Annotated in this window: 25 protein-coding genes and 1 tRNA gene; 13 read left to right on the top strand and 13 right to left on the bottom strand. The window is 62.4% G+C overall.

The genetic code is table 11. The annotated features are described in order from the left end of the window. Positions 1-38 precede the first annotated feature (38 nt). Positions 39-1,172 carry a riboflavin kinase gene (locus H3V04_RS05220; protein WP_198187436.1) on the top strand — a complete coding sequence of 378 codons (1,134 nt, stop codon included), beginning with the start codon at positions 39-41 and terminating at the stop codon, positions 1,170-1,172. A 29-nt stretch (positions 1,173-1,201) separates the two neighbouring features. Here H3V04_RS05220 and H3V04_RS05215 read toward each other — a convergent pair whose 3' ends face one another. From H3V04_RS05215 to radA, 4 genes are all read right to left on the bottom strand, one after another. Then, complete coding sequence (locus tag H3V04_RS05215; protein ID WP_045935697.1) at positions 1,202-1,969, bottom strand: amino acid ABC transporter ATP-binding protein; 768 nt, start codon at positions 1,967-1,969, stop codon at positions 1,202-1,204. Continuing rightward, positions 1,966-2,823, bottom strand: coding sequence for an amino acid ABC transporter permease (locus tag H3V04_RS05210; protein WP_045935696.1), 858 nt, complete (start codon positions 2,821-2,823; stop codon positions 1,966-1,968). Before H3V04_RS05210 ends, H3V04_RS05215 begins: the two co-directional genes overlap by 4 nt. A gap of 25 nt (positions 2,824-2,848) precedes the next feature. After that, on the bottom strand, positions 2,849-3,712 hold the full coding sequence (locus H3V04_RS05205) for an ABC transporter substrate-binding protein (RefSeq protein ID WP_198177334.1): 864 nt from the start codon (positions 3,710-3,712) through the stop codon (positions 2,849-2,851). A gap of 125 nt (positions 3,713-3,837) precedes the next feature. Beyond that, entirely contained in the window at positions 3,838-5,247 is a 1,410-nt protein-coding gene (radA, locus tag H3V04_RS05200; RefSeq protein WP_198187435.1) for a DNA repair protein RadA, read from the bottom strand. Between the two features lie 90 nt (positions 5,248-5,337). Here radA and H3V04_RS05195 point away from each other — a divergent pair, with 90 nt between their 5' ends. Beyond that, positions 5,338-5,988: a hypothetical protein gene (locus tag H3V04_RS05195; protein ID WP_198187434.1), complete on the top strand. Its 651-nt coding sequence runs from the start codon at positions 5,338-5,340 to the stop codon at positions 5,986-5,988. A gap of 67 nt (positions 5,989-6,055) precedes the next feature. Next, on the top strand, positions 6,056-6,145 hold the full coding sequence (locus H3V04_RS05190; RefSeq protein WP_004268639.1) for a 30S ribosomal protein bS22: 90 nt from the start codon (positions 6,056-6,058) through the stop codon (positions 6,143-6,145). A gap of 135 nt (positions 6,146-6,280) precedes the next feature. On the opposite strand, the gene rpiA is transcribed toward H3V04_RS05190, so the two are convergent. The 4 genes from rpiA to H3V04_RS05170 form a co-directional block, all read right to left on the bottom strand. Next, entirely contained in the window at positions 6,281-6,979 is a 699-nt protein-coding gene (rpiA, locus tag H3V04_RS05185) for a ribose-5-phosphate isomerase RpiA (protein ID WP_198187433.1), read from the bottom strand. A gap of 106 nt (positions 6,980-7,085) precedes the next feature. Beyond that, entirely contained in the window at positions 7,086-8,081 is a 996-nt protein-coding gene (locus tag H3V04_RS05180) for a ribonuclease H (protein WP_198182898.1), read from the bottom strand. Positions 8,082-8,141: 60 nt separating this feature from the next. Next, positions 8,142-9,815, bottom strand: a complete 1,674-nt coding sequence (gene pgm / locus H3V04_RS05175) for a phosphoglucomutase (alpha-D-glucose-1,6-bisphosphate-dependent) (protein WP_198187432.1) — start codon at positions 9,813-9,815, stop codon at positions 8,142-8,144. A gap of 62 nt (positions 9,816-9,877) precedes the next feature. Beyond that, complete coding sequence (locus H3V04_RS05170) at positions 9,878-10,972, bottom strand: diacylglycerol kinase family protein (protein ID WP_198182894.1); 1,095 nt, start codon at positions 10,970-10,972, stop codon at positions 9,878-9,880. A gap of 220 nt (positions 10,973-11,192) precedes the next feature. On the opposite strand from H3V04_RS05170, the gene H3V04_RS05165 reads away from it, so the two are divergent. The 7 genes from H3V04_RS05165 (at position 11,193) to H3V04_RS05135 (ending at position 17,372) form a co-directional block, all read left to right on the top strand. Then, complete coding sequence (locus tag H3V04_RS05165) at positions 11,193-11,870, top strand: serine dehydratase beta chain (RefSeq protein ID WP_198187431.1); 678 nt, start codon at positions 11,193-11,195, stop codon at positions 11,868-11,870. A gap of 12 nt (positions 11,871-11,882) precedes the next feature. Further along, positions 11,883-12,758 carry an L-serine ammonia-lyase, iron-sulfur-dependent, subunit alpha gene (sdaAA, locus tag H3V04_RS05160; RefSeq protein ID WP_198187430.1) on the top strand — a complete coding sequence of 292 codons (876 nt, stop codon included), beginning with the start codon at positions 11,883-11,885 and terminating at the stop codon, positions 12,756-12,758. Positions 12,759-12,932: 174 nt separating this feature from the next. Beyond that, positions 12,933-14,219, top strand: a complete 1,287-nt coding sequence (serS, locus tag H3V04_RS05155; RefSeq protein WP_045935687.1) for a serine--tRNA ligase — start codon at positions 12,933-12,935, stop codon at positions 14,217-14,219. Positions 14,220-14,312: 93 nt separating this feature from the next. After that, a tRNA-Ser gene (locus tag H3V04_RS05150) sits at positions 14,313-14,400 on the top strand. A gap of 177 nt (positions 14,401-14,577) precedes the next feature. Then, positions 14,578-15,075 (top strand): hypothetical protein, encoded by a 498-nt coding sequence (locus H3V04_RS05145; RefSeq protein WP_198177344.1) that lies wholly within the window; start codon positions 14,578-14,580, stop codon positions 15,073-15,075. Positions 15,076-15,085: 10 nt separating this feature from the next. Next, the gene (locus H3V04_RS05140; RefSeq protein WP_198187429.1) at positions 15,086-15,685 is read left to right on the top strand and encodes a YbaK/EbsC family protein; all 600 of its coding nucleotides are present in this window, start codon (positions 15,086-15,088) and stop codon (positions 15,683-15,685) included. A 127-nt stretch (positions 15,686-15,812) separates the two neighbouring features. Further along, a complete protein-coding gene (locus tag H3V04_RS05135; protein ID WP_232342583.1) occupies positions 15,813-17,372 on the top strand; it encodes a ClC family H(+)/Cl(-) exchange transporter in 1,560 nt (519 codons plus the stop codon). A 27-nt stretch (positions 17,373-17,399) separates the two neighbouring features. On the opposite strand, the gene H3V04_RS05130 is transcribed toward H3V04_RS05135, so the two are convergent. Continuing rightward, positions 17,400-18,098, bottom strand: a complete 699-nt coding sequence (locus tag H3V04_RS05130; RefSeq protein WP_198187427.1) for a Type 1 glutamine amidotransferase-like domain-containing protein — start codon at positions 18,096-18,098, stop codon at positions 17,400-17,402. Positions 18,099-18,182: 84 nt separating this feature from the next. On the opposite strand from H3V04_RS05130, the gene H3V04_RS05125 reads away from it, so the two are divergent. Then, the gene (locus H3V04_RS05125; RefSeq protein WP_198187426.1) at positions 18,183-18,902 is read left to right on the top strand and encodes a hypothetical protein; all 720 of its coding nucleotides are present in this window, start codon (positions 18,183-18,185) and stop codon (positions 18,900-18,902) included. Positions 18,903-18,910: 8 nt separating this feature from the next. Here the strand turns inward: H3V04_RS05125 and H3V04_RS05120 are convergent, their stop codons facing one another. Both H3V04_RS05120 and H3V04_RS05115 read right to left on the bottom strand, forming a co-directional pair. Next, positions 18,911-19,612 carry a response regulator transcription factor gene (locus H3V04_RS05120; RefSeq protein WP_198177349.1) on the bottom strand — a complete coding sequence of 234 codons (702 nt, stop codon included), beginning with the start codon at positions 19,610-19,612 and terminating at the stop codon, positions 18,911-18,913. 99 nt (positions 19,613-19,711) lie between these two features. Continuing rightward, positions 19,712-21,025 carry an ATP-binding protein gene (locus tag H3V04_RS05115; protein WP_232342468.1) on the bottom strand — a complete coding sequence of 438 codons (1,314 nt, stop codon included), beginning with the start codon at positions 21,023-21,025 and terminating at the stop codon, positions 19,712-19,714. Between the two features lie 113 nt (positions 21,026-21,138). Here H3V04_RS05115 and H3V04_RS05110 point away from each other — a divergent pair, with 113 nt between their 5' ends. Continuing rightward, complete coding sequence (locus tag H3V04_RS05110) at positions 21,139-23,064, top strand: PspC domain-containing protein (protein ID WP_198187424.1); 1,926 nt, start codon at positions 21,139-21,141, stop codon at positions 23,062-23,064. Beyond that, positions 23,057-23,461 carry a hypothetical protein gene (locus H3V04_RS05105; protein ID WP_198187423.1) on the top strand — a complete coding sequence of 135 codons (405 nt, stop codon included), beginning with the start codon at positions 23,057-23,059 and terminating at the stop codon, positions 23,459-23,461. The genes H3V04_RS05110 and H3V04_RS05105 overlap by 8 nt, the downstream gene beginning before the upstream one ends. On the opposite strand, the gene H3V04_RS05100 is transcribed toward H3V04_RS05105, so the two are convergent. Beyond that, on the bottom strand, positions 23,411-24,967 hold the full coding sequence (locus tag H3V04_RS05100; protein ID WP_198187422.1) for an acyl-CoA thioester hydrolase/BAAT C-terminal domain-containing protein: 1,557 nt from the start codon (positions 24,965-24,967) through the stop codon (positions 23,411-23,413). The genes H3V04_RS05105 and H3V04_RS05100 overlap by 51 nt on opposite strands. Positions 24,968-25,032: 65 nt before the next feature. Then, a complete protein-coding gene (locus tag H3V04_RS05095) occupies positions 25,033-25,668 on the bottom strand; it encodes a DUF4125 family protein (RefSeq protein WP_198187421.1) in 636 nt (211 codons plus the stop codon). Positions 25,669-25,676: the final 8 nt, after the last annotated feature.

The raw sequence follows: 25,676 nt of genomic DNA, 5'->3' as shown, positions 1-25,676 counted from the left end.
GGGTACGGGGGCCGTCATGGCTAAGTGATGGGAAGCGGATGAAGGTCAGCCAGGTCAGCCCGGATGAGTCGGGCATTGTCAGGTGGCCGGGAACCTTGGGAGCCCGGTCCAGCGTGATTACCATCGGTGTCTTCGATGGTATGCATCGGGGGCATCAGGCCCTTCTGCGTCGGGTGGTGGAGCTGGCTGCCAAGGGCCAGGACCGGCCTATGGCTCTGGTATTCGACCCCAGTCCCAAACTGATTCATAGCTACGCCGACAGCCATGACATGACTGAGCCGTCCCTGGACCTGATTCGCCATGACCCTGATCAGATCATGCCTCTGGAGGAGCGTCTGCGACTCATGGCCCAGCTGGGGCTGGATCAGGTTGTGGTAGTGCGATACACGCTGGCCTTTGCAGCCAAGTCCTATAGGTTCTTCCTCAAGCAGGTTACCGAGCAACTGGCCATGCGGACGCTGGTCCTGGGCCGCGATGCGCAGATGGGCGCAGGGCGGGTCGGTGACATCAAGGCCATTGGTGATCTGGCGGTCACTGGACTGTTCAACCTGGAAGTTGTGGACGACCAGGGCCCAGGCGACTGCACCCTGCCTGACGCTGACGGTCTGGAGCGACGTCGGGTACGAGTCTGGAGCAGTTCCCACCTTCGGCGGTTGATTCTGGACGGCGATGTGGATGCGGCCATGGAAATTCTGGGTCGGCCGCACATGGTTCAAGGCAAGGTGGTCCACGGGGAGCAGCGGGGCCGCCGCTTGGGATTTCCGACTGCCAATCTCGCTCCCGACAGCCAGGGGATGATGCCCGCGGATGGAGTCTATGCAGGCTGGCTGGTCGACCTGGGACTGCCTACGGATCCGATGGCGACGTCGGAGGGCCGGGAGGGTCGGCTGGCTCAGGGCTCGCCCTGGCGGATGCCTGCCGCCATCTCCATCGGCACCAAGGAGACCTTCCTGGCCCCGGGGAAGCGGATGCCGAGAATCCTGGAGGCCAATGCCGTCCGGCCGGATTGGGTGGACCTCTACGGCCACCGGGTCCGGGTGGAGTTCCTCAGCCGTCTGCGCGGTCAGAAGCGGTATGCGGGCGAGGAGCCCCTCAAACGACAGCTGGCCTTGGACGCCGATCACACCCTGGAGCTGACCAAGGCCACAGGAAGAGTGTTCTCCGCCAACTGAAGGCTGTAAGGCCGTGGGTACCCTGGAACTCACAGCCCTCGGAAGTGGCTGAAGAACTCCCTGGTGCGCGGATTCTCCGACTCGTCCATGACCTCTTCCGGAGTTCCGTTCTCGGCGATGACACCGTCCAGCAGAAGAACCACCCGGTTGGCTGCGTGATGGGCGAAACTCATCTCGTGGGTGGCCATGAGGATGGTTGTGCCGCCGGCGGTCAGCTCCGAGACCATGGCCAGTACCTCACCCACCAGCATGGGGTCCAGGGCTGAGGTGATCTCATCCAGCAGGAGCAGTTCCGGATCGGTCATCAGGGCTCGGACGATGGCCACCCGCTGCTGCTGGCCGCCGGAGAGCTGGTCGGGGTATGCTCCGGCCTTCTTCCTCATACCGATCCGGTCCAGCAGTTCCAGGGCCCGCTCCCTGGCCTGGTCCTTGGGCATGCCGTGGACTTTGATGGCCCCCAGGGTCACGTTTTTCAGGACGTTCATGTGGGGGAAGAGGTTGAATTGCTGGAAGACCACGCCGATTCTGGCCCGGCAGGCATCCTGGTTGATCCTGGGGTCGGTGATGTCGGTGCCGCCCAGCCAGATTCTGCCGTCGTTGACGGTCTCCAGCAGATTGATGCACTTCATCAGGGTGGACTTGCCCGACCCGGATGGGCCCAGCAGTGCCACGGTCTCATGAGGCATGATGGTCATGGAGATGCCGCGCAGGACCTTGTTGCCGCCAGGATAGGTCTTTCGCACATCCTCCAGACGGAGCACCGGCTGGTCCTGATCGGCGCCTGCCTGTTCGCTCATACCATGCCTCCGCTCTGTTCGCGCTTGCGCAGCCGGTTGGAATACCAGTCATTGAGAAGAATGAAGGGGACCGAGGTGGCGATGAAGAGCACCGAGGCCACCACGTAGGGGGTGAAGTTGTAGGAGGTGGCCACGATGATCTGGGCCGCCCTTACCGCGTCGACGGCTCCGAGAACCGAGATCAGCCCCACGTCCTTCTGCATGGAGATGAAGTCGTTCATTAGTGCCGGAGCCACCTTGCGCAGGGCCTGGGGGATGACTACCAGACGCATGGTCTGCCCCGAGGTCAGGCCCAGTGAGCGTGCAGACGCCCTCTGGGAGGGGCCGACGTCCTGGAAGCCGGCCCGCAGCACCTCGGCGATGTAGGCCGAATAGGAGAGGATGACCGCCACGGTTCCCAGCAGGGCTGCCGGAATCCGATTGAAGATGGCCAGTCCGGGGATGCCGAAACCAATCAGGTAGAGGACCACAATCATGGGGATGCCCCTCATGATCGTGGTGTAGACCTGGGCCAGCACCCGCAGGGGAAAGAGCAGCGGGTTCCGGCTGGTGCGGATCATGGCCAGCAGGGTGCCGAGCAGGGCCACACCGATGACCGCGAAGAAGAGGACCTCCAGATTGAGCCAGAGCCCCTGGAGGACCTTGGGAAAGGCTTGGGCGAAGTAGGCGCCGGAGAAAAACGACTGCTTGACTCGCGGCCAGCCGGGTGAGGCGTGCAGCCCCAGAGCGATCAGCAGGGCCAACACCAGGGTGCTGGCGATGCTGATCCCCACTGAGCGCAGATTCTGTCGACGGCCGTAGCGTTCCCGCTCCCGTTGGATATCGCTGACCGCGTCCTGTGCCGAGGTGGCCATGAACGACAAGGTTTCCTTTCTTCTCTCAGCCCAGGATAGGCAGGGAGGTGTAGACGTGCAGCCACTGCTTCTGCAGCTTGTCCAAGGTCCCGTCCTTCTTCAGGGCGGTGACGGCCTTGGAGGCGGCCGGGGTCAGCTTGGAACCCTTGGGCAGGACTATGCCCATGCCCTCCGGGTCCTGCGAGCCCTTGATCTGCCCGAGGATCTTGGCGTTCTTGACCTGCTTGGAGTCGACCATGGTCACGGCCGAGGGGGTGTCCACGACAAGCGCGTCGATCTGATTGGCGTCCAAGGCCTGGGATGAGGCCACGTCGTCGTTGAAGGTGTCGATGTCGGGCTTGACCAGCTTGTGGGCCATCTCGTAGGAGGTGGAGCCGACCATGGCTCCTATCTTGGCGTCCTTGATCTGGGCAAGGGAGGTGGCGGAGGCGTATGGGGAGTCGTTTCTGACCACCAGAGACTGGGTGGAGTTGTAGTAGCTGGGAGTGAAGTCCACAGCCTGCCGACGTTCCGGGGTGATGGAGAACTGCTGGATGTTCAGGTCGTAGTCCTTGCTTCCCGGGGCGATGGCGGCGTCGAAGGTGGTCCTGGTCCAGGTGACGTGCGCCTTGTCGAAGCCCATTTTCTCTGCCACTGCATAGGCCACGGCCGCCTCGTAGCCCTTGCCGGATTCGGGCTTGTTGTCCTGCACGTAGGGGGCGTAGGCCGGGTCCCCGGTGGCAATGGTCAGGGTGCCGGGGTTGATGGTCTGCTGGGTGATGTCCTGCTTGTCTGCTGACTGCCCGCTGCTGCTCGATGAGGAGCCACAGGCCGCGCCGGCCATGAGCGTGACTGTCGTGAGTGCGGCCGCCGTCAGCCTGCGTATGGTTTTCCTGGTGAAGATGGTCATGCTGATCTGCTCCTCGCGATGGTGATGGGTGTCGGTCTTCCAGCGACTCCATCCTAGTCCGGCAGGTTAACGAGTCGGCAGGTGAGCGCCATAGGGTGCGATCGGGGGACCAGCGGCCACCGGGTTCAGACCAGTTCCAGAGCCTCCAGGGCCTCGGCCAGATAGGTGACTTCGACGACCTCCAGTCCCTGAATGGGTTTTCGGCCTCCTGAATGCCGGTCGGGTGGGACCAGCGCCCGGGTGAATCCCAGACGGGCGGCCTCCTGCAGACGGTGGTTGAGCTGAGGCACAGGCCTGACCTGCCCGGTCAGCGAAATCTCGCCCATGGCACAGGTCGTGCGCAGGATGGGCCGGGACTTGGCTGCACTGGCCAGCGCGGCCACGATGGCCAGGTCACATCCGGGTTCCTTGGCCAGCCCGCCGGCGATGGTGGACACATACAGGTCTCGTGTCAGCAGGTTGACGCGGCCGTGACGGTAGAGCACCGCAGCCAGCATGGCCAGGCGGTTGGCGTCGATTCCGTTGGTGTTGCGTCTGGGCGTGGGCAGAACAGATGAAGTGACCAGGGCCTGGATCTCGATGGGCAGGCTGCGGTGGCCGTCCAAGGTGAAGGTCACGCAGGTACCCTCCACCCCCTGTCCGGTTGTGGACAGGAAGAGCCCTGTGGGGTCACTGACCTCCTCGATGCCCTGCTCGCCCATGTCGAAGCATCCCACCTCGTCGGTGGGGCCGAAACGGTTTTTGACGGCTCTCAGCAGGCGCAGTGCGGTCTGAGAGTCGCCCTCGAACTGGCAGACCACATCGACCAGATGCTCCAGGGTCCGGGGCCCGGCGATGGAGCCGTCCTTGGTCACGTGGCCGACCAGGAGGATGGGGATGTCGTGTGATTTGGCCATGTCTATCAGGCTGATGGCCACCTCGCGTACCTGGGTGGAACCCCCGGAGATGCCGTCGACCTGGCTGGAGACGATGGTCTGGGCGGAGTCCACAATGGCCAGTGCCGGCTTTTCGCGCTCAATCAACCCGAGCACCGTGGCCAGGTCGGTCGTCGAAGCCAGCAACAGCGAATCCTTGAGCGCTCCCACCCGACTGGCCCGCATCCGCACCTGGGCCTGGGACTCCTCGCCCGATATGTAGAGCACTTTGCCTCCCTGGCCGCCCCGGTCGGCCACGCGGCCGGCGGTCTCCAGCAGGAGGGTGGACTTGCCTATGCCTGGCTCGCCGGCCAAGAGGATGACCGACCCGGGTACGATGCCCCCGCCCAGGACCCGGTCGAACTCCTCGAATCCTGTGGGAATGCGCTTCACCTGGTCCGTGCCTACCCGGGTGATGGGCCGGGCCAGGCCGTTCTTCGGGGGAGCAGGTGCCGTATGGCTGCCGCCGGATGCGGACAGCCCCCCGCCTGCACCTACGACACGGGCTTCATGGAATTCCTCGATGGTTCCCCACTGGCCGCATTCCGGGCAGCGTCCGAACCACTTGCCGCCGGTCCACCCGCACTCCGTGCACACGTATTGCGTCGTCGTCTTGGCCATACCTGCACGCTATCGGGATTCAGGGACGAGGAACTGGGCTTTTACGGCATCTTCGCAGTGCCGACACCCTGCCCATGAGAGAATGGAGGCATGGCTGACAATCCTTCTGTACCCGTGTCCTCCTCCGACTCCTCCGCGCACGCCAGGCAACGCCGTCGACGGATCGGTCTGGTCATCGCCCTGGCGGCGGTGGTGGTCCTGGTGCTCCTATCGGCCTTTGTCTGGCCTCATTGGGCAGTGCGCAGCCAAGAGCCCACTGCCCAGGTCCCGGCCTCCGCATCCTCACAACCCTCGCAGGCCAGCAGCCCCAAGGCCACGGCGGTGCCCCTGCCTGATTCGGCTTCCGAGCTGCTCAAGGCCATGCCCGATACGGTGGGAGAGTTCGCCCGTGTCAAAGCGGATTCTGACAGCGAGTGGAGCACCCGTACGCCTATCGAGGAGTACAACCTGGTCTATTCCACCGGCAGGTCGGGCGGGGATGTGACCCTTCACCTGGCTCAGTGGTCCAGGAGCGAGGATGCCAAGGCGCTCTATGACAGCCAGTCCACGGGCATGTCCGGCAAGGAGCTGGCCGCGGGCAATGTTCGCAGCGGCGGCACGGTCACCGGATCCTACCTGGAGAAGGCGGATGGCGACGACGAGCACAAGGCGCTGGTCATTTGGCAGAATGATACCGTGGTCTTCCGTGCCCAGGGCCAGCGGACTGCGCTGGAGGCCTTCTACAAGGCCTTCCCGCTCTAGTCGTCCCGTAAGCGGTGTACGATAAGCAAGTTGGACACTTCCAGGTAACTAAGGATCGGAGGCTCGGATGGGTTCTGTCATCAAGAAGCGCCGCAAGCGGATGAGCAAGAAGAAGCACCGCAAACTGCTGCGCAAGACTCGTCACCAGCGCAAGTAGCTTTATGACTTATGGCCCATCAGGGCCGATGAAGCCCCCCGCATCGAATGGACGCGGGGGGCTTCATGTATACCATCGCCGGTCATCGTGGCCAGTCGGATGCCTCCGGCCAGGAGGCGGGATGATTGCTGACGCTCACTTGTTGGCGTTGGTCATGACCCGGGGTCCGTTGGGATCGCCCACGATGACCGTGTCGACCATGTTGAGGAAGAGGCCATGTTCCACGACGCCCACGGTGGTGATCAGGTCCTGGGCCAGATCCTGCGGGTGCTCGATCCGTTCCAGGTGCAGATCGATGATGTGGTTGTGCTCGTCGGTCAGAACCGGTTGCCCCTGGCCGTCCAGACGCAGGACCGGGTTATAGCCGCGCTCCTTGAAATGATCCAGGACGTGGCGCTCGCCGAAGGGGATGACCTCCACTGGCAGGGGGAAGCGGCCAATGGTGTCGACCACCTTGGACTCATCCACAATCCAGACGATCCTTCGGGAGTTGACGGCCACGATCTTCTCCCAGAGCAGGGCTGCGCCGCCGCCCTTGATGCCGTTGAAATCCTTGTCGACCTCGTCGGCCCCGTCAATGGTGACATCGATGTGATCCACCTGGTCGATGTCGACGATACGGATTCCGTAGCCTTCAGCCTGCTCCTTGGTCCGCCGGGAGGTGGTCACGCCGGTGAACTCCAATCCCTCTTCCTTGACGCGCCGTCCCAGTTCATCCACGAAGAACCGGACCGTGGACCCGGTGCCCAGCCCGGCGGTCATGCCGTTCTCGACCAGCTTGGCTGCCTCGATGCCGGCGGCCTTTTTCAGTCTGTCCTGCTCGGTCTTGTCCATACACGCTCCTTCATGCCCGCATGCGCTCAACGGCTGGTGTCTGCGGGTCTTGTTGGTTCAGGTTCACTCCAGTGTAGACGATGGCCCCTGACGGTCCAGGAGCCGCTCAATCCTCCACTTCGATGGCATGCAGGCGGAAAGGCGCCTCCTGGATGGTCACGTAGCCGTCAGGGTCGATGTCCGCATCTATATCGATGCTGCCGACGATATGCAGATCGTGCCCGGTGAACATGCTGCTGCCGGATGGGGGCGGCGTGATGCGGATGCGGCCGCTGGCTCTCAACCCCCGAGCGCCGGAATTCTTGGTCTCTTGGTCAACCGTGTCGGTGTCCGAGGTGTCCTTGAGGTCCCGTGAGGGTTCATCTTCCTGACCGTCGGCCATGCCAGGGTCAGGTGTGCCATTGTCTGCGTCAGCTGTTGTCTCCACTGATTCGGCCTGCTCGGCATCCACAGCTTCGGACTCGACGGCGGTTTCGGCCAGATCTTTCTGCTCCTCCTGGTCCAGGCGATCCTTCTTGCGGCCCAGCTCGTCCAGGACTTGGGGTCCTCCGTCCAGTTCGGCCTTGACTGCGGGCGGCACCTGCGTGCCCTGGGCATAGGGGGAGGCCAGCAGCGAACGCCAGCCCTCGATGGGTAGACAGCCTTCCCGGTCGCCCTTGCCTGCAGCTGTGGCGTAGCCTCGGGCCAGAGTATCCACTTTTTCGTTGAAGGTGTTGCCGGCGTGGCCCTTGACCCAGACAAACCTGACCGATCCCGTCCGTGCCTGGATCTCCCGGTCGATGGCTTCAATGAGCGGGCGGTTCTTGACGGGCTTGCCCTGGGAGTTCTTCCAGCCCTTCTTCTTCCACCCGGGCACCCAGGTGGTGGAGCAGTTGATGGCGTATTGGGAGTCGGTTTCGATGACCAGCGGACGTTCGCCTGGGTGGGCGCGCAGGGCCTGCAGCACGGCGCACAGTTCGCCGATCTGATTGGTGCCGTTGCTGGCGCCGCCCGCATCCGCGTCGCCGCCCTCGTGATCGGCCCAGGCCCAGCCCATGGGGCCATTGGGATTGCTCAGTGCGCTGCCGTCGGTGGAGACGACCAGATTCTTGTCATTGGTCATGGTTCCAGTCTAAGCAGGAAAATGAAGAACCCCCGCGTCAGGGATGGTTCTGTCTGCAGCTCAGCCCAGGGCCTTGGCGACCACCTGATCGGCGTCGTCCAGTACCTGGTCCAGGGCCTCGGGGGAAACGAAGGATTCGGCGTAGACCTTGTAGATGTTCTCGGTGCCGGAGGGGCGGGCGGCGAACCAGTTGTTCCGGGTGGTCACCTTGATGCCTCCGATTTTGGCCCCATTGCCCGGGGCCTCGGTCAGCCTGGCAGTGATGGGCTCGCCGGCCAGGGTGGAGGCCGTCACGTCGTCGCCGTTCAGCCGGGCGAACTTCTGCTTCTGTTCCAAGGTTGTCGGGGTGTCCACCCGCTTGTACCAGCTTTGGCCGAAGCGCTCCACCTGCTCCTGGTGGAGCTGGGCCGGGTTCTTTCCGGTCTTGGCTGTTATTTCGGCAGCCAGGAGGTCGGGGATCAGCCCGTCCTTGTCGGTCGTCCAGACGCGGCCGTCCCGGCGCAGGAAGCTCATCCCGGAGCTCTCCTCGCCACCGAAGGCCACCTCGCCCTTGAAGAGGGGGTCGACGAACCACTTGAAGCCCACAGGCACCTCGATCAGCCTGGCGCCGATGGAGGCGGCCACGCGGTCGATCAGGGAGGAGGAGACGAGGGTCTTGCCGATGCCGGCACCCCGGGGCCATCCGGGTCTGTTGCCCGAGAAGAGGTATTCCACGCAGACGGCGATGTAATGATTGGGGTTCATGACGCCGGTACCCGGACAGACGATGCCGTGCCGGTCGGCATCCGGATCGGTGCCGCCCACCAGGTCGTAGGAGCCCCAGGCTCCGGCGTTGAGGCGATCCACCAGCCCCTTCATGGCATAGGGGGAGCTGGGATCCATGCGGATCTTCCCATCGTGGTCGATGGTCATGAATCGCCAGGTCGGATCCACCTCCGGGTTGACGACGCCGATGTTCAGGCCGTACTTTTCATTGATCAGCGGCCAGTAGTTGACCGAGGCGCCGCCCAGCGGATCGATGCCCAGACGGACCCCGGAGGATCTGATCAGATCAAAGTCGATGACATTGCCCAGGTCGGCCACATAGTGCTCCCGGTAGTCGAAGCGCTCCACCAGGTCTGATTTGATGGCATCCTCGAAGGGAATCCGCTTGACCTGCCTGTAGTCGCCCAGGAGTTCGTTTGCCCGTTGTGCGATGGCATTGGTGGTTTCGGCCGGAGCCGGACCGCCTGTGGGCGGGTCATACTTGAATCCGCCGTCAGTGGGTGGGTTGTGGGAGGGGGTGACCACAATGCCGTCGGCCAGGTCCTTGCCGGAGAAGCGCTGGGTGCCGTCGGCCGCCCGGTTGTGTGTGAGGATGGCCTGAGAGACGGTGGGGGTTGGAGTGTAGTCATCATTGGCATCGATGCGCACCCGGACCCCGTTTGCGGTCAGGACCTCGATGGCCGTCTTCCAGGCGGGCAGGGAGAGGGCGTGGGTGTCGCGGCCCAGGTAGAGCGGTCCGGTGACCCCGTCTTTGGCCCGCTGTTCGGCTATGGCCTGGCTGATGGCCACGATGTGGGCCTCGTTGAAGGATGTGGTCAGGGCGGAGCCGCGATGCCCGGAGGTACCGAAGGACACCCGCTGGGAGGGAATGGAAGGGTCGGGGACGAGATCGTAGTACCTGCCGATCAGATCGTCGACGTTGATCAGATCTTCTGGGCTGGCAGGCTTGCCCGCATTCTGTGCTGTCATGGCTTCCATCATGCCACCCCGGCCTGAGAAAGCGGACAGAGGAGCAACAGGCTCTTTCAGTCTCAGTCGGACTGGGGCACCCGCACGTCCAGGGCCCGGCGCTCCACGCTGAGTGCGATGTGGCGGGTCTCGCCCAGAATGTCGCCGTCCACCTGGGCCAGGGCGGGCTTCTCCAGGCGGATCTCCGCCTTTGTCCCCTGCAGCTGGACGATGGTGGAGTTGGTCGACAGGGGGCTCTGGCTGGACTTGCGGGTGATGGTCTGGTGCATGACATCCCCGAAGAGGTTGGCCCAGCCGATCAGGCCGGCGGTGGTGTCGATGATCTCGAAGTCCAGGATGCCGTCATCATAGGAGGCGTCGGGCATCAGGGAGAACCCCGGAATCTCCCCGCAGTTGCCGGCCATGAAAGTACGGAAGGTCACTGAGGTGTTGGTCTGCGCGACCTGGTCGGGCCGGGTGATGGCGATGTCGGCGGTGTACTTGGGTGCGAACAGATGCTTGGCGCCGCTGATGAAATAAGCCAGCCAGCTGACGGTCTTCTTCAGGTTGGGGTCGGTGTCGTCAATCATCAGGGCGTCGAAGCCAATGCCGGCGATGATCAGGAAGGCGTGACCATGGCCTTGGTCCTGATCGTCTGCGTCAAGCAGGGCCATGCGGCCCACATCCACCTGGGTGGATCCGTGCGAGGTGGCCACGGCCAGGGCAGCGTCCAGATCGCCTACGGGAATGCCCATGTTCCGCGCGAAGAGGTTTCCGGTCCCGATGGGGATGATGCCCATGACATGGTCGCTGGAAGCCATGGCGCTGGCTACGGTGCGCACTGTCCCATCCCCGCCCACGGCAACGACTACGTTGGCTCCACGCTCCAGTGCCATGCGGGCACAGGCCCTCCCGTCCCGATCCAGCTGGGTTTCGATGAAGCTGAACTCGCGAATGCCCTTGTCCCGGCAGTATTGCTGGATGCGCTCGCGGGCGGCGGCTGCCTGGGGCTTGGAGGGGTTGATGACGAAAGCGTAGCTGAGCTGGTCGTCGTCCCGGGCCAGGATCTGCATGGCGAACCTATGCCGTCTTTGGGCTCGGACGATCAGCACCACCGCAGTGACGACAATGGCCGCCGCTGCCAGGATGGTGAGGATGACGACCGCTGGAATTGGCATGACTCTATTTTGCGCGCCGTGCCGACCCGCAGCCCTTGGGCGTGTCCGACGTGAACGAACCCTCTACAGCAATCACGCTGACAGTATGAGCTGATTGAGTAGTGAAAACCGTGAAGTTAAGATGGCACTCGGTCCATGTGGTCCCCTCGGTCTGGAGTTGCAACGGCTTCGTGCGCTGGAAGTCCGGGAAAGCCAGGGGGTATGGGGAGAGGAGGCAGGCATGGATAAGTACAAGAGCGTGTTCGACATCATAGGTCCCATCATGATTGGCCCCTCCAGCTCGCATACGGCTGGGGCAGTAGCCATTGGACGAGTTGGCCATACTCTTGTGGAGGGCGTTCCCAGCCGTGCTGATATTCATTACTATGATTCTTTCGCCCGCACGCACAGCGGCCACGGTACCGACTATGCCATTATCAGTGGCCTGCTGGGTTTTGCCCCGGATGACCCCCGGGTGCCTGATGCCATCGGCATCGCCCGCAGGCAGGGTATGGATCTGACCTTCCACGAGGAGGATGAGCCCAGTCCCATCGACCATCCGAATACCGCTGTCCTGGATTTGCAGGGCCCAGCCGGGCGGGTGATTTACGCGGCTTGCTCCATCGGGGGCGGGACCATTGAAGTACGGCGCATCAACTTGGACGGCTGCCTGATCACTCCTCCCGGGCTTCTGCCCATCCTGCTGGTGGAACTGGATGAATCCGAAAAGAGCGCCGGTCGGCGATTGGAGCGCATACGCGATCTGCTTCGGGAAGAGGGAGTGACCAAGCAGACCAGGTATGAGCCCGAAGGTCCGGCAGGCATGGCGGTGTACGAGTTCGACCTGGACAATCCGCTGTCCGCACAACAGCAGAAGCAGATCGCGGGTCACTCGTCCAGGATGATTTATATCGACTAGGAGGCATGGCGCATGTTCACTTCGATCGCTGAACTCGTGAGTATGGCCGAAGGGCGCGGCTCGTCGATATCCGAAGTGGCCATTGACGAGGAGGTGCGACGTTCGCACCAGACCCGCGAACAGATCTGGGAGAGAATGGCCAGGAACCTGCAGGTCATGCAGGCTGCCGTGGCCAGGGGGTCCCAGGGCGATGGCGTATTTTCCAAGACTGGGCTGAGCGGTGGTCAGGCGGCTCTGCTGGAGCATTACCGGAAGACACGAACCAGCCTGAGCGGCGATGCCATCCTGCAGGCCGTGGAGGCCGCCATGGCTACCAATGAGGTCAACGCGGCCATGGGTATCATCTGTGCTACCCCAACGGCCGGCTCCTCCGGGACCCTGCCCGGAGTGCTCACCGTGCTCAGGAACCGACTGGGGCTGGATGACGATGGGCTGATCCGTTGCCTGTTCACGGCAGGGGCTTTCGGACTGGTTACGGCCAATAAGGCGATGATCTCCGGAGCCACAGGTGGCTGTCAGGCCGAGGTTGGCAGCGCATCCGGCATGGCCGCTGCTGCAGCGGTTGAGGGTGCAGGGGGCGATCCCAATGCCAGTGCCCAGGCCTTCGCCATAGCCATGAGCAACCTGCTGGGCCTCGTCTGCGATCCTGTGGCTGGGCTGGTGGAGGTGCCTTGCGTCAACCGCAACGCCATCGGCACTGCCAACGCTTTGATCGCTGCTGATATCGCCTTGTCGGGTGGCGTCAGCAGGATCCCGCCCGATGAGGTCATTGCAGCCATGAAGTCCATCGGCGAGAGCATGCCCTCATCGCTGAGGGAGACCGGCATCGGCGGGCTCGCGGGCACCCCCACCGGCAAACGGTTCCGTAAGACTGTATTCGGCAAGTGATGCGGGGCAGGCGCATATACATATCAGGGACGATCGGTTCCCGTCCGTCTTCCCGTCCTTCTTGCTCTTTTCGACTGGGTCGGCGGCCGGACCGGTTGCAGCAGAGGTCATAAGGCCCGGAAAGAGGTGTGCGGGGCCGGTTTTCGTGTCCCCTGAAAGTCATAGAATTCAGATATGTTAGATATCAGGTTCATTCAGGAACATCCGGATGTTGTCCGTGAATCACAGCGCAAACGCGGCGAATCGGTCGAACTCGTCGACGAAGTGCTGAAGGCGGACAGCGAGCGCAGGGCCGCACTCCAGGATTACGAGAGCTACAGGGCCGAGCAGAAGTCGCTCGGTAAGCGCATGGGCTCGGCGTCTCCTGATGAGAAAGCCGACCTTCTGGCCCGGACCAAGAGCCTGTCGGACAAGGTGAACGCCTGCAAGGCAGCCTCCGACGAGGCCAACGCCAGGTACACCGATTTGATGTGGAAGTTCAGCAACGTAGTGGAGCCCGAGGCACCCGAGGGCGGCGAGGACGACTACGTGGTGGTCAAGAAGATCGGCACTCCGCGCGACTTCGCCAAGGAGGGCTTCGAACCCAAGAACCACCTGGACCTGGGCGTGGGCGTGGCCGGCATCGATATGCGCAGGGGCGTCAAGGTCTCCGGATCCCGCTTCTACTTCCTGCGCGGGGATGTGGCCCGGCTGGAGATCGCCATGCTGACCATGGCCGTGGACCAGGCCATGGAGCATGGATTCATTCCTACGATCACCCCCACCTTGGTCCGGCCTGAGGTCATGGCCGGCACCGGCTTCCTCAATGCCCATGCCGACGAGATCTATCGCCTGCGTGAGCCCGACGACCAGTATCTGGTGGGCACCTCCGAGGTCTCCCTGGCCGGCATGCACGAGGACGAGATTCTGGACCTGAGCAAGGGCCCGCTGCGCTACTGCGGCTGGTCCAGCTGCTACCGGCGCGAGGCTGGCTCCGCCGGCAAGGACACCATGGGCATCATCCGCGTCCACCAGTTCGACAAGGTGGAGATGTTCGTCTACTGCAAGCAGGAGGACTCCCGCGACCAACACCAGCAGCTGCTGGCCATGGAACAGGAGATGCTGGCCAAGGTGGACGTGCCCTACCGGATCATCGACACTGCCGCAGGAGACCTGGGATCCTCGGCTGCGCGCAAGTTCGACTGCGAGGCCTGGGTGCCCACCCAGGGTCGCTACCGCGAGCTGACGTCAACCTCCAATTGCACCGAGTACCAGGCCCGCCGCCTCAACGAGCGCGAGCGGCTGGAGGACGGCTCCACCCGTCCTGTCAGCACCCTGAACGGGACCCTGGCCACCACCCGTTGGCTGGTCGCCATCCTGGAGAACCACCAGAATGCCGATGGCTCCATCGTCATCCCTGAGGCCATGCGCTCCTATGTGGGCGGCAAGGAGGTCATCGAGCCCAAGACTTGGGAGGCCTGAGCCGCCTCTGCCGAGATTGGTCGACATTCCGCTGGTGGTTGGACCAACCTTGATGTCGTATGATGAGTGACGTGCCTGATCGGCACGTCTTATGGACAGGTGTCTGAGCGGCCGAAAGAGACGGTCTTGAAAACCGTTGTGGCGCAAGCCACCGCGGGTTCGAATCCCGCCCTGTCCGCCAGGTGGATGCCCCGAAGCCATATCCGGGGCATTCTTGTATTCGCTGAAATCCCCTGTTTGCAGAGCGGTTTGGGCTGGAACCTGGTGGCTACCTGGTGCCTACAATGATGGATGGTAGCCATGAGTAATCACGCGAGCCGACCCTTGGGCGCCGACTCTGCAAGGGAAAGGTCGGGTCGTGGATCAATTCATCGCCATTGTCTCTCTGATCGGGGATTGGTTGCTTTTCACATTCCCTCTCTTCCAGGGGCTGATGGAGCTGCAGGAATATCAGGAGCTCCTGGACGACTTTGATCAGCTCAGCAAGAATTGGGATGAGGTCTCGCCCTGGTGGTGGCTGGTGCCCATCGTCAAGATCCAGCTGGAACGTAAACGCGGGCACGAAATTCTCCGTCAGGCTACCAGGACCAGATCAGAACGTCGACGGGCGCTAAGCTTCCTCGACCAGGCGACCGCCTGGTACTTCGTGTCGGTCGCAGGCTGGCTGAAGATGATCTCCTCCTCTTATGAATTGCTTGAGAAATACGATGCCGAAGAGAACATATGGCTGCTGGTCCTTCTGATCGTTCTGCTGACCTCCGGCGGTCTCTTCAACGCCTACTATCGCATAGACAGGAAGCGGATAGGCCAGAAGGAGAAGGAGCTGAAGCCCGACTCAGAGGTGGCCAACGACTGACGAGGCGTCCATGAGACCAGGCAATGGCAGCACCGATCCTGCAGCCAGAGCAGAGCTTGACGCCTCAGCCGGTATGGATAAGGGGTCATTAGGCTCGGGGGACAGGATGGTTCCCCAGCCGGTGCGAGCGCTTCTGGATGGTTTGAGAACAAATTGGCGAGTCGCTCAACACCCGCCCTTGGACACCATTGACCAGGGCATGGAGCTGGGCATTGCTGACCTGCTGGGGCTTTCTATAGAAAACCTCTCCAAGTTCCTGCTGCTGGAGGATGCTGGAGGTCTGCTGATACTCCTGGTGGCCAAGGGCATAGAGCGGCCTGATCTGCGCCAGGTGCGGGCAGTGGTCGGATGCCGAAGGCTGCACATGGCCTCGGCCGCCACCCTGCGCCAGTGTCTGGATACGGTGCCGGGTCGGGTCTCGCTGCTGGATCTTGTGGGCCATCGCGGCCAGGTGGACACCGTCGTCCTGGACGGTAATCTGACGGCAACAGACGAACAGACAGCACTGCCTTTGGGCTCTGACTATGTGTCCGTCTGCTTGCCCGGCTCCTGCCTGGCGGATCTTGCTCGGAAGCTGGTATCCCGGGTGTTCATAATGTCTGAGAGTTGAAGCCGTCGACTCAGCCATTGCTCCTGGTCTCTGCCCTGAGAGAAGCTGGAAACCGTTGTGCGCAAAGGAGGGAAGGAGCAGGCCTGTGAGGCTGAACCTGTCTTGGAGAAAGCCGTCGGCAGATGAGATGGATCAGACCCATCGTTCCGACCCTGTGCAGGCGACCAGGCCGGGTCGAGCCAGCCGGTGGCTGGTGGCTCTCAGAGCTGCCTGTTGCGGGTTGCTGGTGGGATTGCTGGTGGTGCTCTACCGGCAGGGCATCGGTTATGGCACAAGGTTCGCTCGATGGGCCTACGCGCAGATGCGTGACCAGCCCCTGATGATTCTTCCTTGGCTGCTGGCCGCCCTGCTGGTAGGACTGGCCCTGGCCTGGATGGTCCACCGGGTTCCTATGGCCTCGGGCTCCGGCATTCCACAGGTGGAGGGCGTGGTCATCCACGGCATGCGCATGTCTGCCCTGCCTGTGCTGGGTGTACGGTTCCTGGGTGGTCTGGCCTGCGGCATGTTCGGCCTGTCTTTGGGGCGCGAAGGGCCCTCGGTGCAGATCGGCGCGGCCGGTTCCCAGCTCGTTTCCCGAGGATTGCGCCGAGACCGTGTGGAGGAGACCTGCCTGGTTACCTCCGGCGCGGCTGCCGGTCTGTCTGCGGCATTCAACGCGCCCTTGTCGGGGATGGTCTTCGCCCTGGAGGAGATCCACAGGTCTTTTTCTCCCATGATTCTTCTTTCGGCGGCCATGGCCTGCCTGAGTGCTGATTTCATCGCCAAGAACCGCTTCGGCCTGCGTCCGGTCCTGGACTTCACCGCTATGCCCCAGCTGACCATCGCCCAGTATCTGCTGATGATCCCCCTTGGGCTGGTGGCCGGCCTGGTGGGAGCTGCCATGAACCGTCTGCTGCTGGGCGCGCAGAGCCTTTACAGCCACCTGCCCTCGAAGCTGGGACCGGTGATCTCCCTATTCCTGGCCCTGCCGGTAGGATTGCTGCTGCCTGCCGTCCTGGGTGGCGGCGAGGACCTGATTGGCAAGGCGGAAGGCGTTCGCGAGGTGGCCTGGTCGGTGGCCGTCAACCTGCTGGTTCTGCTCCTGGTCAAGATGCTCTTTACGGCCAGTTCCTTCGGCAGTGGCGCCCCCGGTGGCATCTTCATGCCCATTCTGGCTGTCGGTACGCTGACCGGGTCCCTGTGCGGGATGGGTGCGGCCGCCCTGGGAATGCCCGCTCGAATCATTCCGGTCTGCGCGGTCTGTGCCATGGCAGGCACCCTGACGGCCTCGGTCAAGGCTCCTATAACGTCCATTCTGTTGACGGTGGAGATGTCTGGCTCTCTGGTTCATATGCTGCCCGTGGCCCTATGTGCTTTCACGGCCCTGATGGTGTCCGATTTGCTGCGTGTCGAGCCCATATACGAGGCTCTGCTGGAGCGTTACCGCCGGGGGCATGCTCCAGATGCCCAGGTTCCCGACAGGGTTACTGTGGAGTTCCCCATAGAGCATGGCAGCCCAGCGGCTGGTCGTCTGCTGGGGCAGGTCCCATGGCCGCACGGATGTGCTGTGGTCGGTCTGCGCAGGGGCGAGCATCGGCTGATTCCCGCAGGCGACCTGCGGCTGCTCGCGGGAGACGGTGTCATCCTGCTCTGTCCGGGCGATAGCTTGGATCAGGCCCGCCGGGTCATGGAAGGCCTCTGTCGCTGACGGGTGCTTTTCCAACTGGAGTTTTCTCTAAAGAATGGTCAGGCACTGCCCGTGGACAGCCACGGCCTGGCTGTTGCTGATGGCCACCATGGGACCATCATCGCCGTAGTGGTCCAGAATTTTCCTGGTCACCTCGGCGAAGGGCTCGGAATCAAGGTGGGGGAGGAGGCGGAAGTCCACTAGACCCAGCCCAGTAGTGGAGTCCAGATCCGGGGCGGCCGAGCGAGGATCCATGGCATCCAGGAAGCCGATATCGGGACCGGTCACCACAGCGCCAGCCGATTCGCCGATATAGGGTTTGCCCTGGTTCACCTGCTGTCTGATCAGATCCGCAGCGCCTGAGCGACGCAGCTCCTGCAACAGGAAGAAGGTGTTGCCGCCGGATAAGTAGATCATGTCGTCCTCCTCCAGGCTCCGGCGTATGGTCTCCGGATCGGCGGTCGAGACTTCCAGGTCGTCGATCCTGCAGCCCATGTCAGTGAATGCCCTGCGAGCTTCCTGGACATAACCATCCGAACGCTGTGGGAGGTTGGCCGTGGGAATGAAGGCCACCGTATGATTCTTGGGCGAGTCCTCGAGGAAGGTGGGCAGCCTGTTAGCGGTAGCGGAGAATGAGGATGTGAGCAGCAGCTGACGCATGACGGCTCCTTTCGTACCGGGCGGGACTTCCGCCCTGGGCAGGTCGGAAGTGTGGGATCCGGCCTTTGCTGGCTTCAATATATCCATGCACTGGTCTCCGCATAGTGATTGACCGCGTGCCGATTGGAATCTGACGTAGGCCCTGTAGGTCCAGATGTTTATTCTGGGGGCATGGCAAGGCAGCATCGGGAGCTACAGCAGGGATCCGGTCAAGGCGTATCGGACGACCTGTCAGGCGAAGATATATTCAGCGACGACCGTCCCGATCCCGCAGCCCCCGGCGGAAGTATCCTCCTCGCTCTGCCTGGGACCTTGGTGGATTGGGACCCGCGCCGAGCTCTGGTTGGACAGTACCCTGACGGGGTGGTCGATATGGTGCTGGACCCGGAAGACCCCTGGGGTTTCGCCTGCGTCAGAAGACAGATCAATCTGGGTGTGGACCCGCAGCAGGCACTGGCCGACTATGAAACCACCCACGGGCCTGCGGTCGCCTGGGTGGTTCGCGTCTGTCTGGAAAACTACACCCTGGCAGTGAACGGTCTGCTTCCCGGAGCATCGGATCTGCTGGGGGATCTGGAGCGGGCTGGCCTGACCCTTTGGGGTCTGGCGGCAGCGACCGGTCAGCTGATTGAGTCGGTATCCGAGGTACTTTCGCCGCTCTCTGCCCTGAAGGCCGTCCTGATTTCGTCAGAGGAGCATCTGGACCTTTCCGATCCGCTCTTCTATCGTCTGGCCCTGCGCCGCTTCGCCATCAGCCCCGGGCATACGATTTTCGTTGATGCGGACCCTGAACATGTGGCTATAGCTGACAGGCTAGGCATGGATGGAATTCTTGCCCAGGACATCAGCAGCCTGCGTCAGCTCCTTCGTCAGCGGGGCATCGCCTGCTGAGCGGACGTTCAGACGATGCGGCGGTCTGCAGCCCAGCGGGTCAGTTCGGTTCGGTTGGATAGCTGGAGTTTGCGCAGGACGTTGGAGACGTGGGTCTCAACCGTCTTGATGGAGATGAAAAGCTCGGAGGCCACCTCGCGGTATGTGTAGCCCCGGGCGATCAGGCGCATGACCTCCTGCTCGCGCGCGGAGAGCCGGTCCAGTTCGTCGTCTTCTGCCAGGCCGGCATCTGCGACCTCGTCCTCCTGGAAGGCGGAGAGCACGAATCCGGCCAGCTTGGGTGAGAAGACGGCGTATCCTTCGTGCACCTGGCGGATTGAAGAGACCAGATCCTTGGCGGAGATGGTCTTGGTCACGTAACCACGGGCTCCGGCACGGATGACCGAACCCACGTCCCTGGGTGAGTCGGATACGGAAAGGGCCAGAAAGACCGACCGGGGGGAGAGGGGATGGGAACGGCTCAGAATTTCGGCACCTCCACCGCCCTGGCCACCCGGCACGTGCACATCCAGCAGAACCACGTCGGGACGGGTCTGCCCGACCATGAGGATGGAGGATTCCACGTCCGCCGCCTGACCCACGATGTGAAAATGCGGCTGTAGGGTGGTGATGACGCCGGTGCGGAACATCTCATGGTCGTCGACGACGGCTACGCGGATGTTTGCGGACCCATCCTTGGCTTGATGGAGCTCTGCTGCAGTCGTGGTCATGGGCGTGGTTCAGCCCGCCTTTCCCGACGCGGGGTCCTCAAGTGTGGGTGGGATCGGACCGGCATGCGTCTGTGAATGAATGGTTCACCATGCATCCTATCATTGCTGGGCATCGGTCCCTTTTTCACGCTGACCAACCTTGCCCTCCTGATGCTGGCTGGCCTCGGACAGCGGCATGTGCATTCTGACCTCGGTGCCCCAACCAGGACGGGAGACGATCTCGACCCTGCCACCACGTCGCCGAATCCGGCCGATGATGGACTCGCGGATTCCCAGACGGTCAGCCGGAATCGCATCCACATCGAAACCCGAACCGTGGTCGCGCACGTAGACCTCAACCTGATTCCTGCGGGCCTCGCAATATAGGGAGATGGGTTCACCGCCGTGGGTGACGGCATTGACCAGGGCCTGTCGGGCCGCGTTGAGCAGGGCATCGGTCTGGGCGCAGGGCATGGCGTCCCCCACGGTGACCACCTCGATTGGCTTGCCTGAATCGTCCTCCACCTGTGCGGCTATCTGGCTCAGCCCGGTGCTGACGGACCGGTCTGAGGGGGTGCGTTCCTGGTAGAGCCAGTTACGCAGATCTCGCTCCTGGGATCGGGCCAGGGTGAAGACGGTATGCGGGTCGTCGGCATGCAGCTGAATCAGGGCCAGGGTCTGCAGAACGCCATCGTGCAGATGGGCTGCCATATCGGCCCGCTCCTCCTCGCGTTCCTTCATGGCGCGTTCATCCCCCAGCTGGCTAATGATTGAGCCGACCCAGGGCACGACCACCGCGGTTACGCCTACAAGAAGCAGGCCGGCCAGGACTATCAGGGTCATGGCCCAATGCAATTCCTGGGTGGACAGCAGGAAGATTACCGCAGCCGACAGGATCAGGGCCAGGCTTCCGATCAGGGCCGGCAGGTGGTAGCCGGTTCCTTGGTTCTCCGGCCTCACCCAGGCCAGGACAAGTCCGGCGCAGAAAAGCAGGCAGGGGACGACAAAGGCGGGGCGCATACCGCTGCTGAGCAGAATGACCGCGGTCAGCAGAAGGATGATGCCCAGGCCTGCCAGCAGTCTGGTTACCCGCCCGGGAGTGATGCTGTGATCCTCCTTCTGACCTGGTTGCCCAGTAAGGATGCTGGGCGCCAGCGGGGCTGACCGCGGATCATGCGGTTGGACTCCCTGGGTGGGATCGCCCTGGGGAAGTGTCAACCAAAGAAAGCAGTAGACCACGCAGGTGATCATTTTGGGAGCCAGGAGAACCATGACCAGGCGTATCCAGAAGACGGGGATACCCAGGTGCAAACTGACGCCCTTGCAGACTCCGCACAGGATCCTGCCCTTGTGCGGCCTCATCAGGGGCATGCGCGCAGGGTGCAGAGGAGGCGGTTCCTTCAGCGTTTGTTCTTCCTGCATGGTTGCGTTCATGCTTCCATTATCGTTTTCGGACGGTGCCGATAAGGCAGTAAGGGGAAGAAATCAGGGTTGAATCAGGGTGTTCCCCCATAAGATTTGCGCTCGCTGGGTGTTGTAATGAAGACATGAGTAGCGACATGAACGGCAATGGCCCTGATAACGGCTGGCGGTGGAAGTCCGACAAGTTCTTCCGCGCCTGCAGGGAGTCCTATCTGATCCGCGACCAGGGATGGATCGGCGGCGTCTGCGTAGCCTTGGCCCGTCGGCTGGGCTGGAGCGTGACCCTGGTCAGAGCGCTGATGATTTTGGCGGTCTTTCTCTTCGGCACCGGTGCTGCCTTCTACGGTTTTGCCTGGTTCGTCTTGCCGGACCGGCGTGGGGTCATTATCGCCCAGGAGCTGATTCACGGGATTTGGCACGCTTCCATGGTGGGCATCATCATTTACTGGCTGCTGGCAATCCTGATTCCTGGAGTCGGAATCTTTTCCCTGGGAGTCGGAATCTTTTCCCTGGCTTTGGGTGCGTTGATCCTGTATCTGCTCATCCGGTGGAGCCGCAACAAGGCCCTGGAGTATCAAAGAGGGTACTGGGCTGGGCCGGATGCCGGCAGGCCGGTTTCGGGCGATCCGTGGGTGATGGGATCGCAGTATTCGGAACGGCCGAATGGCACAGGTTCGCAGCGGTATTCGAATCAGCCTGAGTACCCTAGCTTTTCGGGGTATGAGGGATACCAGGATTACACAGGGACGCGAAACAATGCACAGACAGCAAGTAATGCGAGCTCAGAAGGACTCGAGGACCAGCTGGAGCATTCCGATTCGTATGGAACTTTGGGGCAACAAGGGGAGGTAACCTCTCTTGGACCCATCTCTGAGCCAGAAGATTCGGCAAACGCTGGCAGCGATTCGAATAATACTCAAGATGGGGGCAATCCCATCGCTGGTGCAGCTCCCAGAGGTTGGACGGGGGCAGAAGGCCCTGCAGAACCTGCTGGGAACATGAATCAGTCGTATGGATTCAGCGCCTGGCCGGGCTATGGCACAGGGGGGTCATTCTCGACAGGGCCGGGAATAGCCCCTAAGGTTCCGTCGGTTCCGCCCCGGCTACGACGTCGCCCCGCCGGACCTGTGCTGGTCAGTCTTCTGTCAGGACTGATTCTGGTCTCCGGAGCAGGGGTCTGGTGGATGGCCACGAACCCCTATCGCGGATTGAATGCGGCCTTGGCCTATGCTCTGATCTGGGCTGGATGCGTCACGCTGGCACTTGGCGTGGTCATACTGATCCTGGGCTTGATGGGCCGCAGGTCTGGAGGGTTGACCCCCATTGCCTTGATGGCCTGCTTGGTTGTCCTGATTCTGGCTACCGGTTCGGCCATACCAGGCATTGAGCAAACCCAGAACCGCAGGGTCTTGGCCGACTACGCCACAGTTCAGGTTAACGGCAATAACCACGGGCGCTTGTTGGGGGCGGACAGTGCAGACATGAGGCGTTATCGCCGCGGTATCAAGCTTGTCGGAGACCAGCATGATCAGGGAAGTGCCGTCATTGACCTGACTGGTTATGAGCAGAAACACGGCACCCATCGTGTTCAGATTATGGATGATGCGGTGAGTACGGTCTCAGGCTGCCCGACGGGCACCGTCCGCCTGGCTGTGGCCTATGCTGACGTTCGCCTGCTCATACCTAAGGGATGCAGTTTGTCCTATAGGGAACACGCCGACCTCTACAGGGTCTTGGGATCAGGGGCGGCTGACTGGATAACCGAGACGGAACAAGGAAACTGGATGTGGTGGGGCAATACGTCGTCATCAGCTGAACGACGCGATTGGGAGGAAGCCCTGCGAGCGTCCAAGGAGGATCAGTGGCATATGCCCGACGAACCCGAATTGATCGTCGAAGCCAATCTCATGGCCGGTGCACGGGTCACCGTGCAAGCCCAGGGGAGTGCTACCCAGCCGAAGCGGGCGCAGATCTACAGCGGCTTGGTCAATGATTATTGGGATTACAGCTACAATCCATGGCAGTTTGGGGAGGATCAGGAAGATGACTGATACGCAGCAACCAGAAGGAGACCAGCCGATGGATGGTCAGGAACGCATCACCAAGGCCATGCCGGTTGAATCCCCACCCCCGATATACCAGGTTCGGATGCAGCCGCCGGAGCCGGTCCGTCCTAGCGGACCCAGCCTGCCTACCATCATTTTTGGCGCCCTGGTTGGACTTTTAGCTCTGACCATGTTGGCTCTAGGATTGGTCTTTCTGCGTTACGGTACGGATCTGACCATAGTCGTACCCTGGCAGCGGGTCCTTCCCCTGGTTTTTGCTGCCCTGGGCGTGGTGTTGATTGGTGTGGCTATATTAACTTGGCTGACATCAGCAAGGCGTGCCCGCCAGGACTCAAAAGGCCAAGATGTTCCAGAAGATCAAGCTGCCCAGGATGGCCAGTGAGCCCAGCAGAGTCAAAGCCAGCGTCAGCCAGTGGCCAGCCCCGGCCACGGCTGGCTCGCCGTCAGGCCGGCTGAAGATGGAGGTCAGAGTGCTCGCCAAGAGCAGGATGAGTGCCAGACACAGGACGGACAACAGGGGCCAACATGATGTCATCATCGAGGACAGATGCGTCAGGCCGAGCGCCTTGCGGACCACAGTGAAGGCATAGGCCAGCAGGGCAGCCATAAGTCCTGCGGCCAGCAGACCTAGGGACCAGAGACGTCCGGCCAGACCTTTGCTGAAACCTGACTGTCGGCCGTGATTACCTCGAGCCCGCAGATGTGAGTTCATGGCTCCAATCAGGGCAGATACCAGGGCGGCAGCCAGCAGAATGGGGCCAGAGGCCATCAGCGTCACCAGGGCGGTCAGCGAAGATATCAACCCTGTATTCGTGTGATCGGGCACTTGATTGAGCTGGCGGGGCTGGCTGCCGGCAATCATGGGAGTGGACCACTGGTTGGCCTGGGTGCCCAGTGCCACGGCGTTGATCCAGTCTTCCAGATTATGGGTGTATCTGGGTTCCAGGGGCAACCCGGCTTTGGCCAGCCTGCTGCCGGTGCGGATCTGATGGTTGGTGGGATAGTAGCGCAGGGTCACGTTGTCGTTGCCGCTTGCATGGGTTCTGCTGATGATCTCGCGCGCACCCTGCTCGACCGGCATGGAGACGTCCATGGTCCCGAAGTTGATCATGACCGGCATCCGCAGCTGGTCCAGATAGGGCAGGGAGGGGAAGTCGGCGTACTCCAGGCCCAGCAGGGACAGATCCATGCCCATGAGGCGGGGTATCACGTTACGGATCCCCTTGGGTGCGCCGATCAGGTCCAGGTAGCTGGTGGCCGCCATGGCCATCTGCCGCCGTCCCGGGTAGACGGGCGGCGAGGTCAGGATGGAGAAGGCGATGCCGGGATCCTTGGCGGTCATGATGGTCGATATCCAGGTGCCCTCGGACTCGGCGTACAGGCCCACCTTGGTCGGATCCACGCCCGGCCAGGAGCGCAGACGTTCAAGGGAGTGCCCGTAGTCGGCGGCCATGGCCTGATAGTCACGGTGGAAGGTGGTATAGGTGTCCATACGTTTGTCGGGCACCAGGGTGGTGATGCCGGCCGAGGCCATGGCAGAAGCCAGGTCGCCGTATACTTCGGAGGATTTGCCGGTTCCGGCACCATGAATGAACAGGCAGGCTGGTCCAGTGCCCTTTCGGTCGCTTGGCTCCCTGACGATGGCCTGAATATGGACTCCGCCATCCAGAGTGATGCTGATCTTCCGTTCCCTGACTGGGTGGGTGCCCTCAGGAGTGGTGGTTCCCAGCCTCGAAGCGATGGCAGTGGACCGGGTCGAGACCTGCAGATGGTCGCGGTAGGGTTCCACCTGCCAGTCCGGCGTCATGGCTTGACCCAAAAGGAGCATGACCAGCAGGATGACCACAAAGGAGGCGGCGGTGAATCCCGCCCGTTTCAGCTTTTGCACCCGTCAACTCTACCCGACCGCCCGACTGGTTGGTCAGATGGACCTCATGATTGTGGTTCAGGGTGTCAGTCCTGGGCCTGTTGGGCCTCGTCCAGGGTCTCAAAGCCGTTCATCTGCACCGTGGCCAGGATGGTTTCCTCGGTCAGGTTGCCGCCTCGTGCCTCGATCCGGTCCACCATGGACTGGTAAAGATCCAGCGTCTTGGCTGAGTAGGTGCCCAGTTCGCCACGCAGATAGGTCTCAAAGGAGGTGGCCTCCGGCGTGTCCTCGCTGGTGCGCAGGACCCGCATCTCCTGACCCAGGCGGGGGTAGCGCTCGCGGAAGTCCTTGGCCCAGGCCACCTGCCGGTCGATGATGCGCTCCTGCTGCTCCTGGCGATCCAGGCCCAGCCTGGGCAGGTAGGGGGCGATGTTGCTGTGATACAGGTCCGGGGCCGTGGACTCCATCATCCGCCCGTACTTCTCGGTCAACAGGTTGCGCCCCGTTTTGTCGGCCTGGTCCAGGTCGTCCGCATAGCTGGTCAGCAGGGGATGCGGCCAGGTCAGGAACTGGCTCAGGCGCATCTGGTGGAACATGGGCCAATTGCCCTGACAGTTGGCCGGACCACCCTCGTTGTTGACCTGCTGGAACTGCTCCCATTCGTGGCGGACGATCCGCTCGCGCAGGGATTCCTCATCCTGACATTGCTCGTCGTTTGCCATCCTTGGCT

Origin of the sequence: Bifidobacterium sp. M0353 (genome assembly GCF_016100645.1) — a bacterium.
Classification (GTDB): Bacteria; Actinomycetota; Actinomycetes; order Actinomycetales; family Bifidobacteriaceae; genus Bombiscardovia; species Bombiscardovia choladohabitans.
Note: the sequence above shows the minus strand (reverse complement) of the source record. Positions and strands in the feature narration are given on the sequence as shown.

What these genes read in the sequence shown, in the direction of transcription:
- H3V04_RS05220 (WP_198187436.1), top strand. Translation starts at nt 39, where the DNA reads ATGAAGGTCAGCCAGGTCAGCCCGGATGAGTCGGGCATTGTCAGGTGG.
- H3V04_RS05215 (WP_045935697.1), bottom strand. Translation starts at nt 1,969, where the DNA reads ATGAGCGAACAGGCAGGCGCCGATCAGGACCAGCCGGTGCTCCGTCTG.
- H3V04_RS05210 (WP_045935696.1), bottom strand. Translation starts at nt 2,823, where the DNA reads ATGGCCACCTCGGCACAGGACGCGGTCAGCGATATCCAACGGGAGCGG.
- H3V04_RS05205 (WP_198177334.1), bottom strand. Translation starts at nt 3,712, where the DNA reads ATGACCATCTTCACCAGGAAAACCATACGCAGGCTGACGGCGGCCGCA.
- radA (WP_198187435.1), bottom strand. Translation starts at nt 5,247, where the DNA reads ATGGCCAAGACGACGACGCAATACGTGTGCACGGAGTGCGGGTGGACC.
- H3V04_RS05195 (WP_198187434.1), top strand. Translation starts at nt 5,338, where the DNA reads ATGGCTGACAATCCTTCTGTACCCGTGTCCTCCTCCGACTCCTCCGCG.
- H3V04_RS05190 (WP_004268639.1), top strand. Translation starts at nt 6,056, where the DNA reads ATGGGTTCTGTCATCAAGAAGCGCCGCAAGCGGATGAGCAAGAAGAAG.
- rpiA (WP_198187433.1), bottom strand. Translation starts at nt 6,979, where the DNA reads ATGGACAAGACCGAGCAGGACAGACTGAAAAAGGCCGCCGGCATCGAG.
- H3V04_RS05180 (WP_198182898.1), bottom strand. Translation starts at nt 8,081, where the DNA reads ATGACCAATGACAAGAATCTGGTCGTCTCCACCGACGGCAGCGCACTG.
- pgm (WP_198187432.1), bottom strand. Translation starts at nt 9,815, where the DNA reads ATGACAGCACAGAATGCGGGCAAGCCTGCCAGCCCAGAAGATCTGATC.
- H3V04_RS05170 (WP_198182894.1), bottom strand. Translation starts at nt 10,972, where the DNA reads ATGCCAATTCCAGCGGTCGTCATCCTCACCATCCTGGCAGCGGCGGCC.
- H3V04_RS05165 (WP_198187431.1), top strand. Translation starts at nt 11,193, where the DNA reads ATGGATAAGTACAAGAGCGTGTTCGACATCATAGGTCCCATCATGATT.
- sdaAA (WP_198187430.1), top strand. Translation starts at nt 11,883, where the DNA reads ATGTTCACTTCGATCGCTGAACTCGTGAGTATGGCCGAAGGGCGCGGC.
- serS (WP_045935687.1), top strand. Translation starts at nt 12,933, where the DNA reads ATGTTAGATATCAGGTTCATTCAGGAACATCCGGATGTTGTCCGTGAA.
- H3V04_RS05140 (WP_198187429.1), top strand. Translation starts at nt 15,086, where the DNA reads ATGAGACCAGGCAATGGCAGCACCGATCCTGCAGCCAGAGCAGAGCTT.
- H3V04_RS05135 (WP_232342583.1), top strand. Translation starts at nt 15,813, where the DNA reads ATGGATCAGACCCATCGTTCCGACCCTGTGCAGGCGACCAGGCCGGGT.
- H3V04_RS05130 (WP_198187427.1), bottom strand. Translation starts at nt 18,098, where the DNA reads ATGGATATATTGAAGCCAGCAAAGGCCGGATCCCACACTTCCGACCTG.
- H3V04_RS05125 (WP_198187426.1), top strand. Translation starts at nt 18,183, where the DNA reads ATGGCAAGGCAGCATCGGGAGCTACAGCAGGGATCCGGTCAAGGCGTA.
- H3V04_RS05120 (WP_198177349.1), bottom strand. Translation starts at nt 19,612, where the DNA reads ATGACCACGACTGCAGCAGAGCTCCATCAAGCCAAGGATGGGTCCGCA.
- H3V04_RS05115 (WP_232342468.1), bottom strand. Translation starts at nt 21,025, where the DNA reads ATGAACGCAACCATGCAGGAAGAACAAACGCTGAAGGAACCGCCTCCT.
- H3V04_RS05110 (WP_198187424.1), top strand. Translation starts at nt 21,139, where the DNA reads ATGAGTAGCGACATGAACGGCAATGGCCCTGATAACGGCTGGCGGTGG.
- H3V04_RS05105 (WP_198187423.1), top strand. Translation starts at nt 23,057, where the DNA reads ATGACTGATACGCAGCAACCAGAAGGAGACCAGCCGATGGATGGTCAG.
- H3V04_RS05095 (WP_198187421.1), bottom strand. Translation starts at nt 25,668, where the DNA reads ATGGCAAACGACGAGCAATGTCAGGATGAGGAATCCCTGCGCGAGCGG.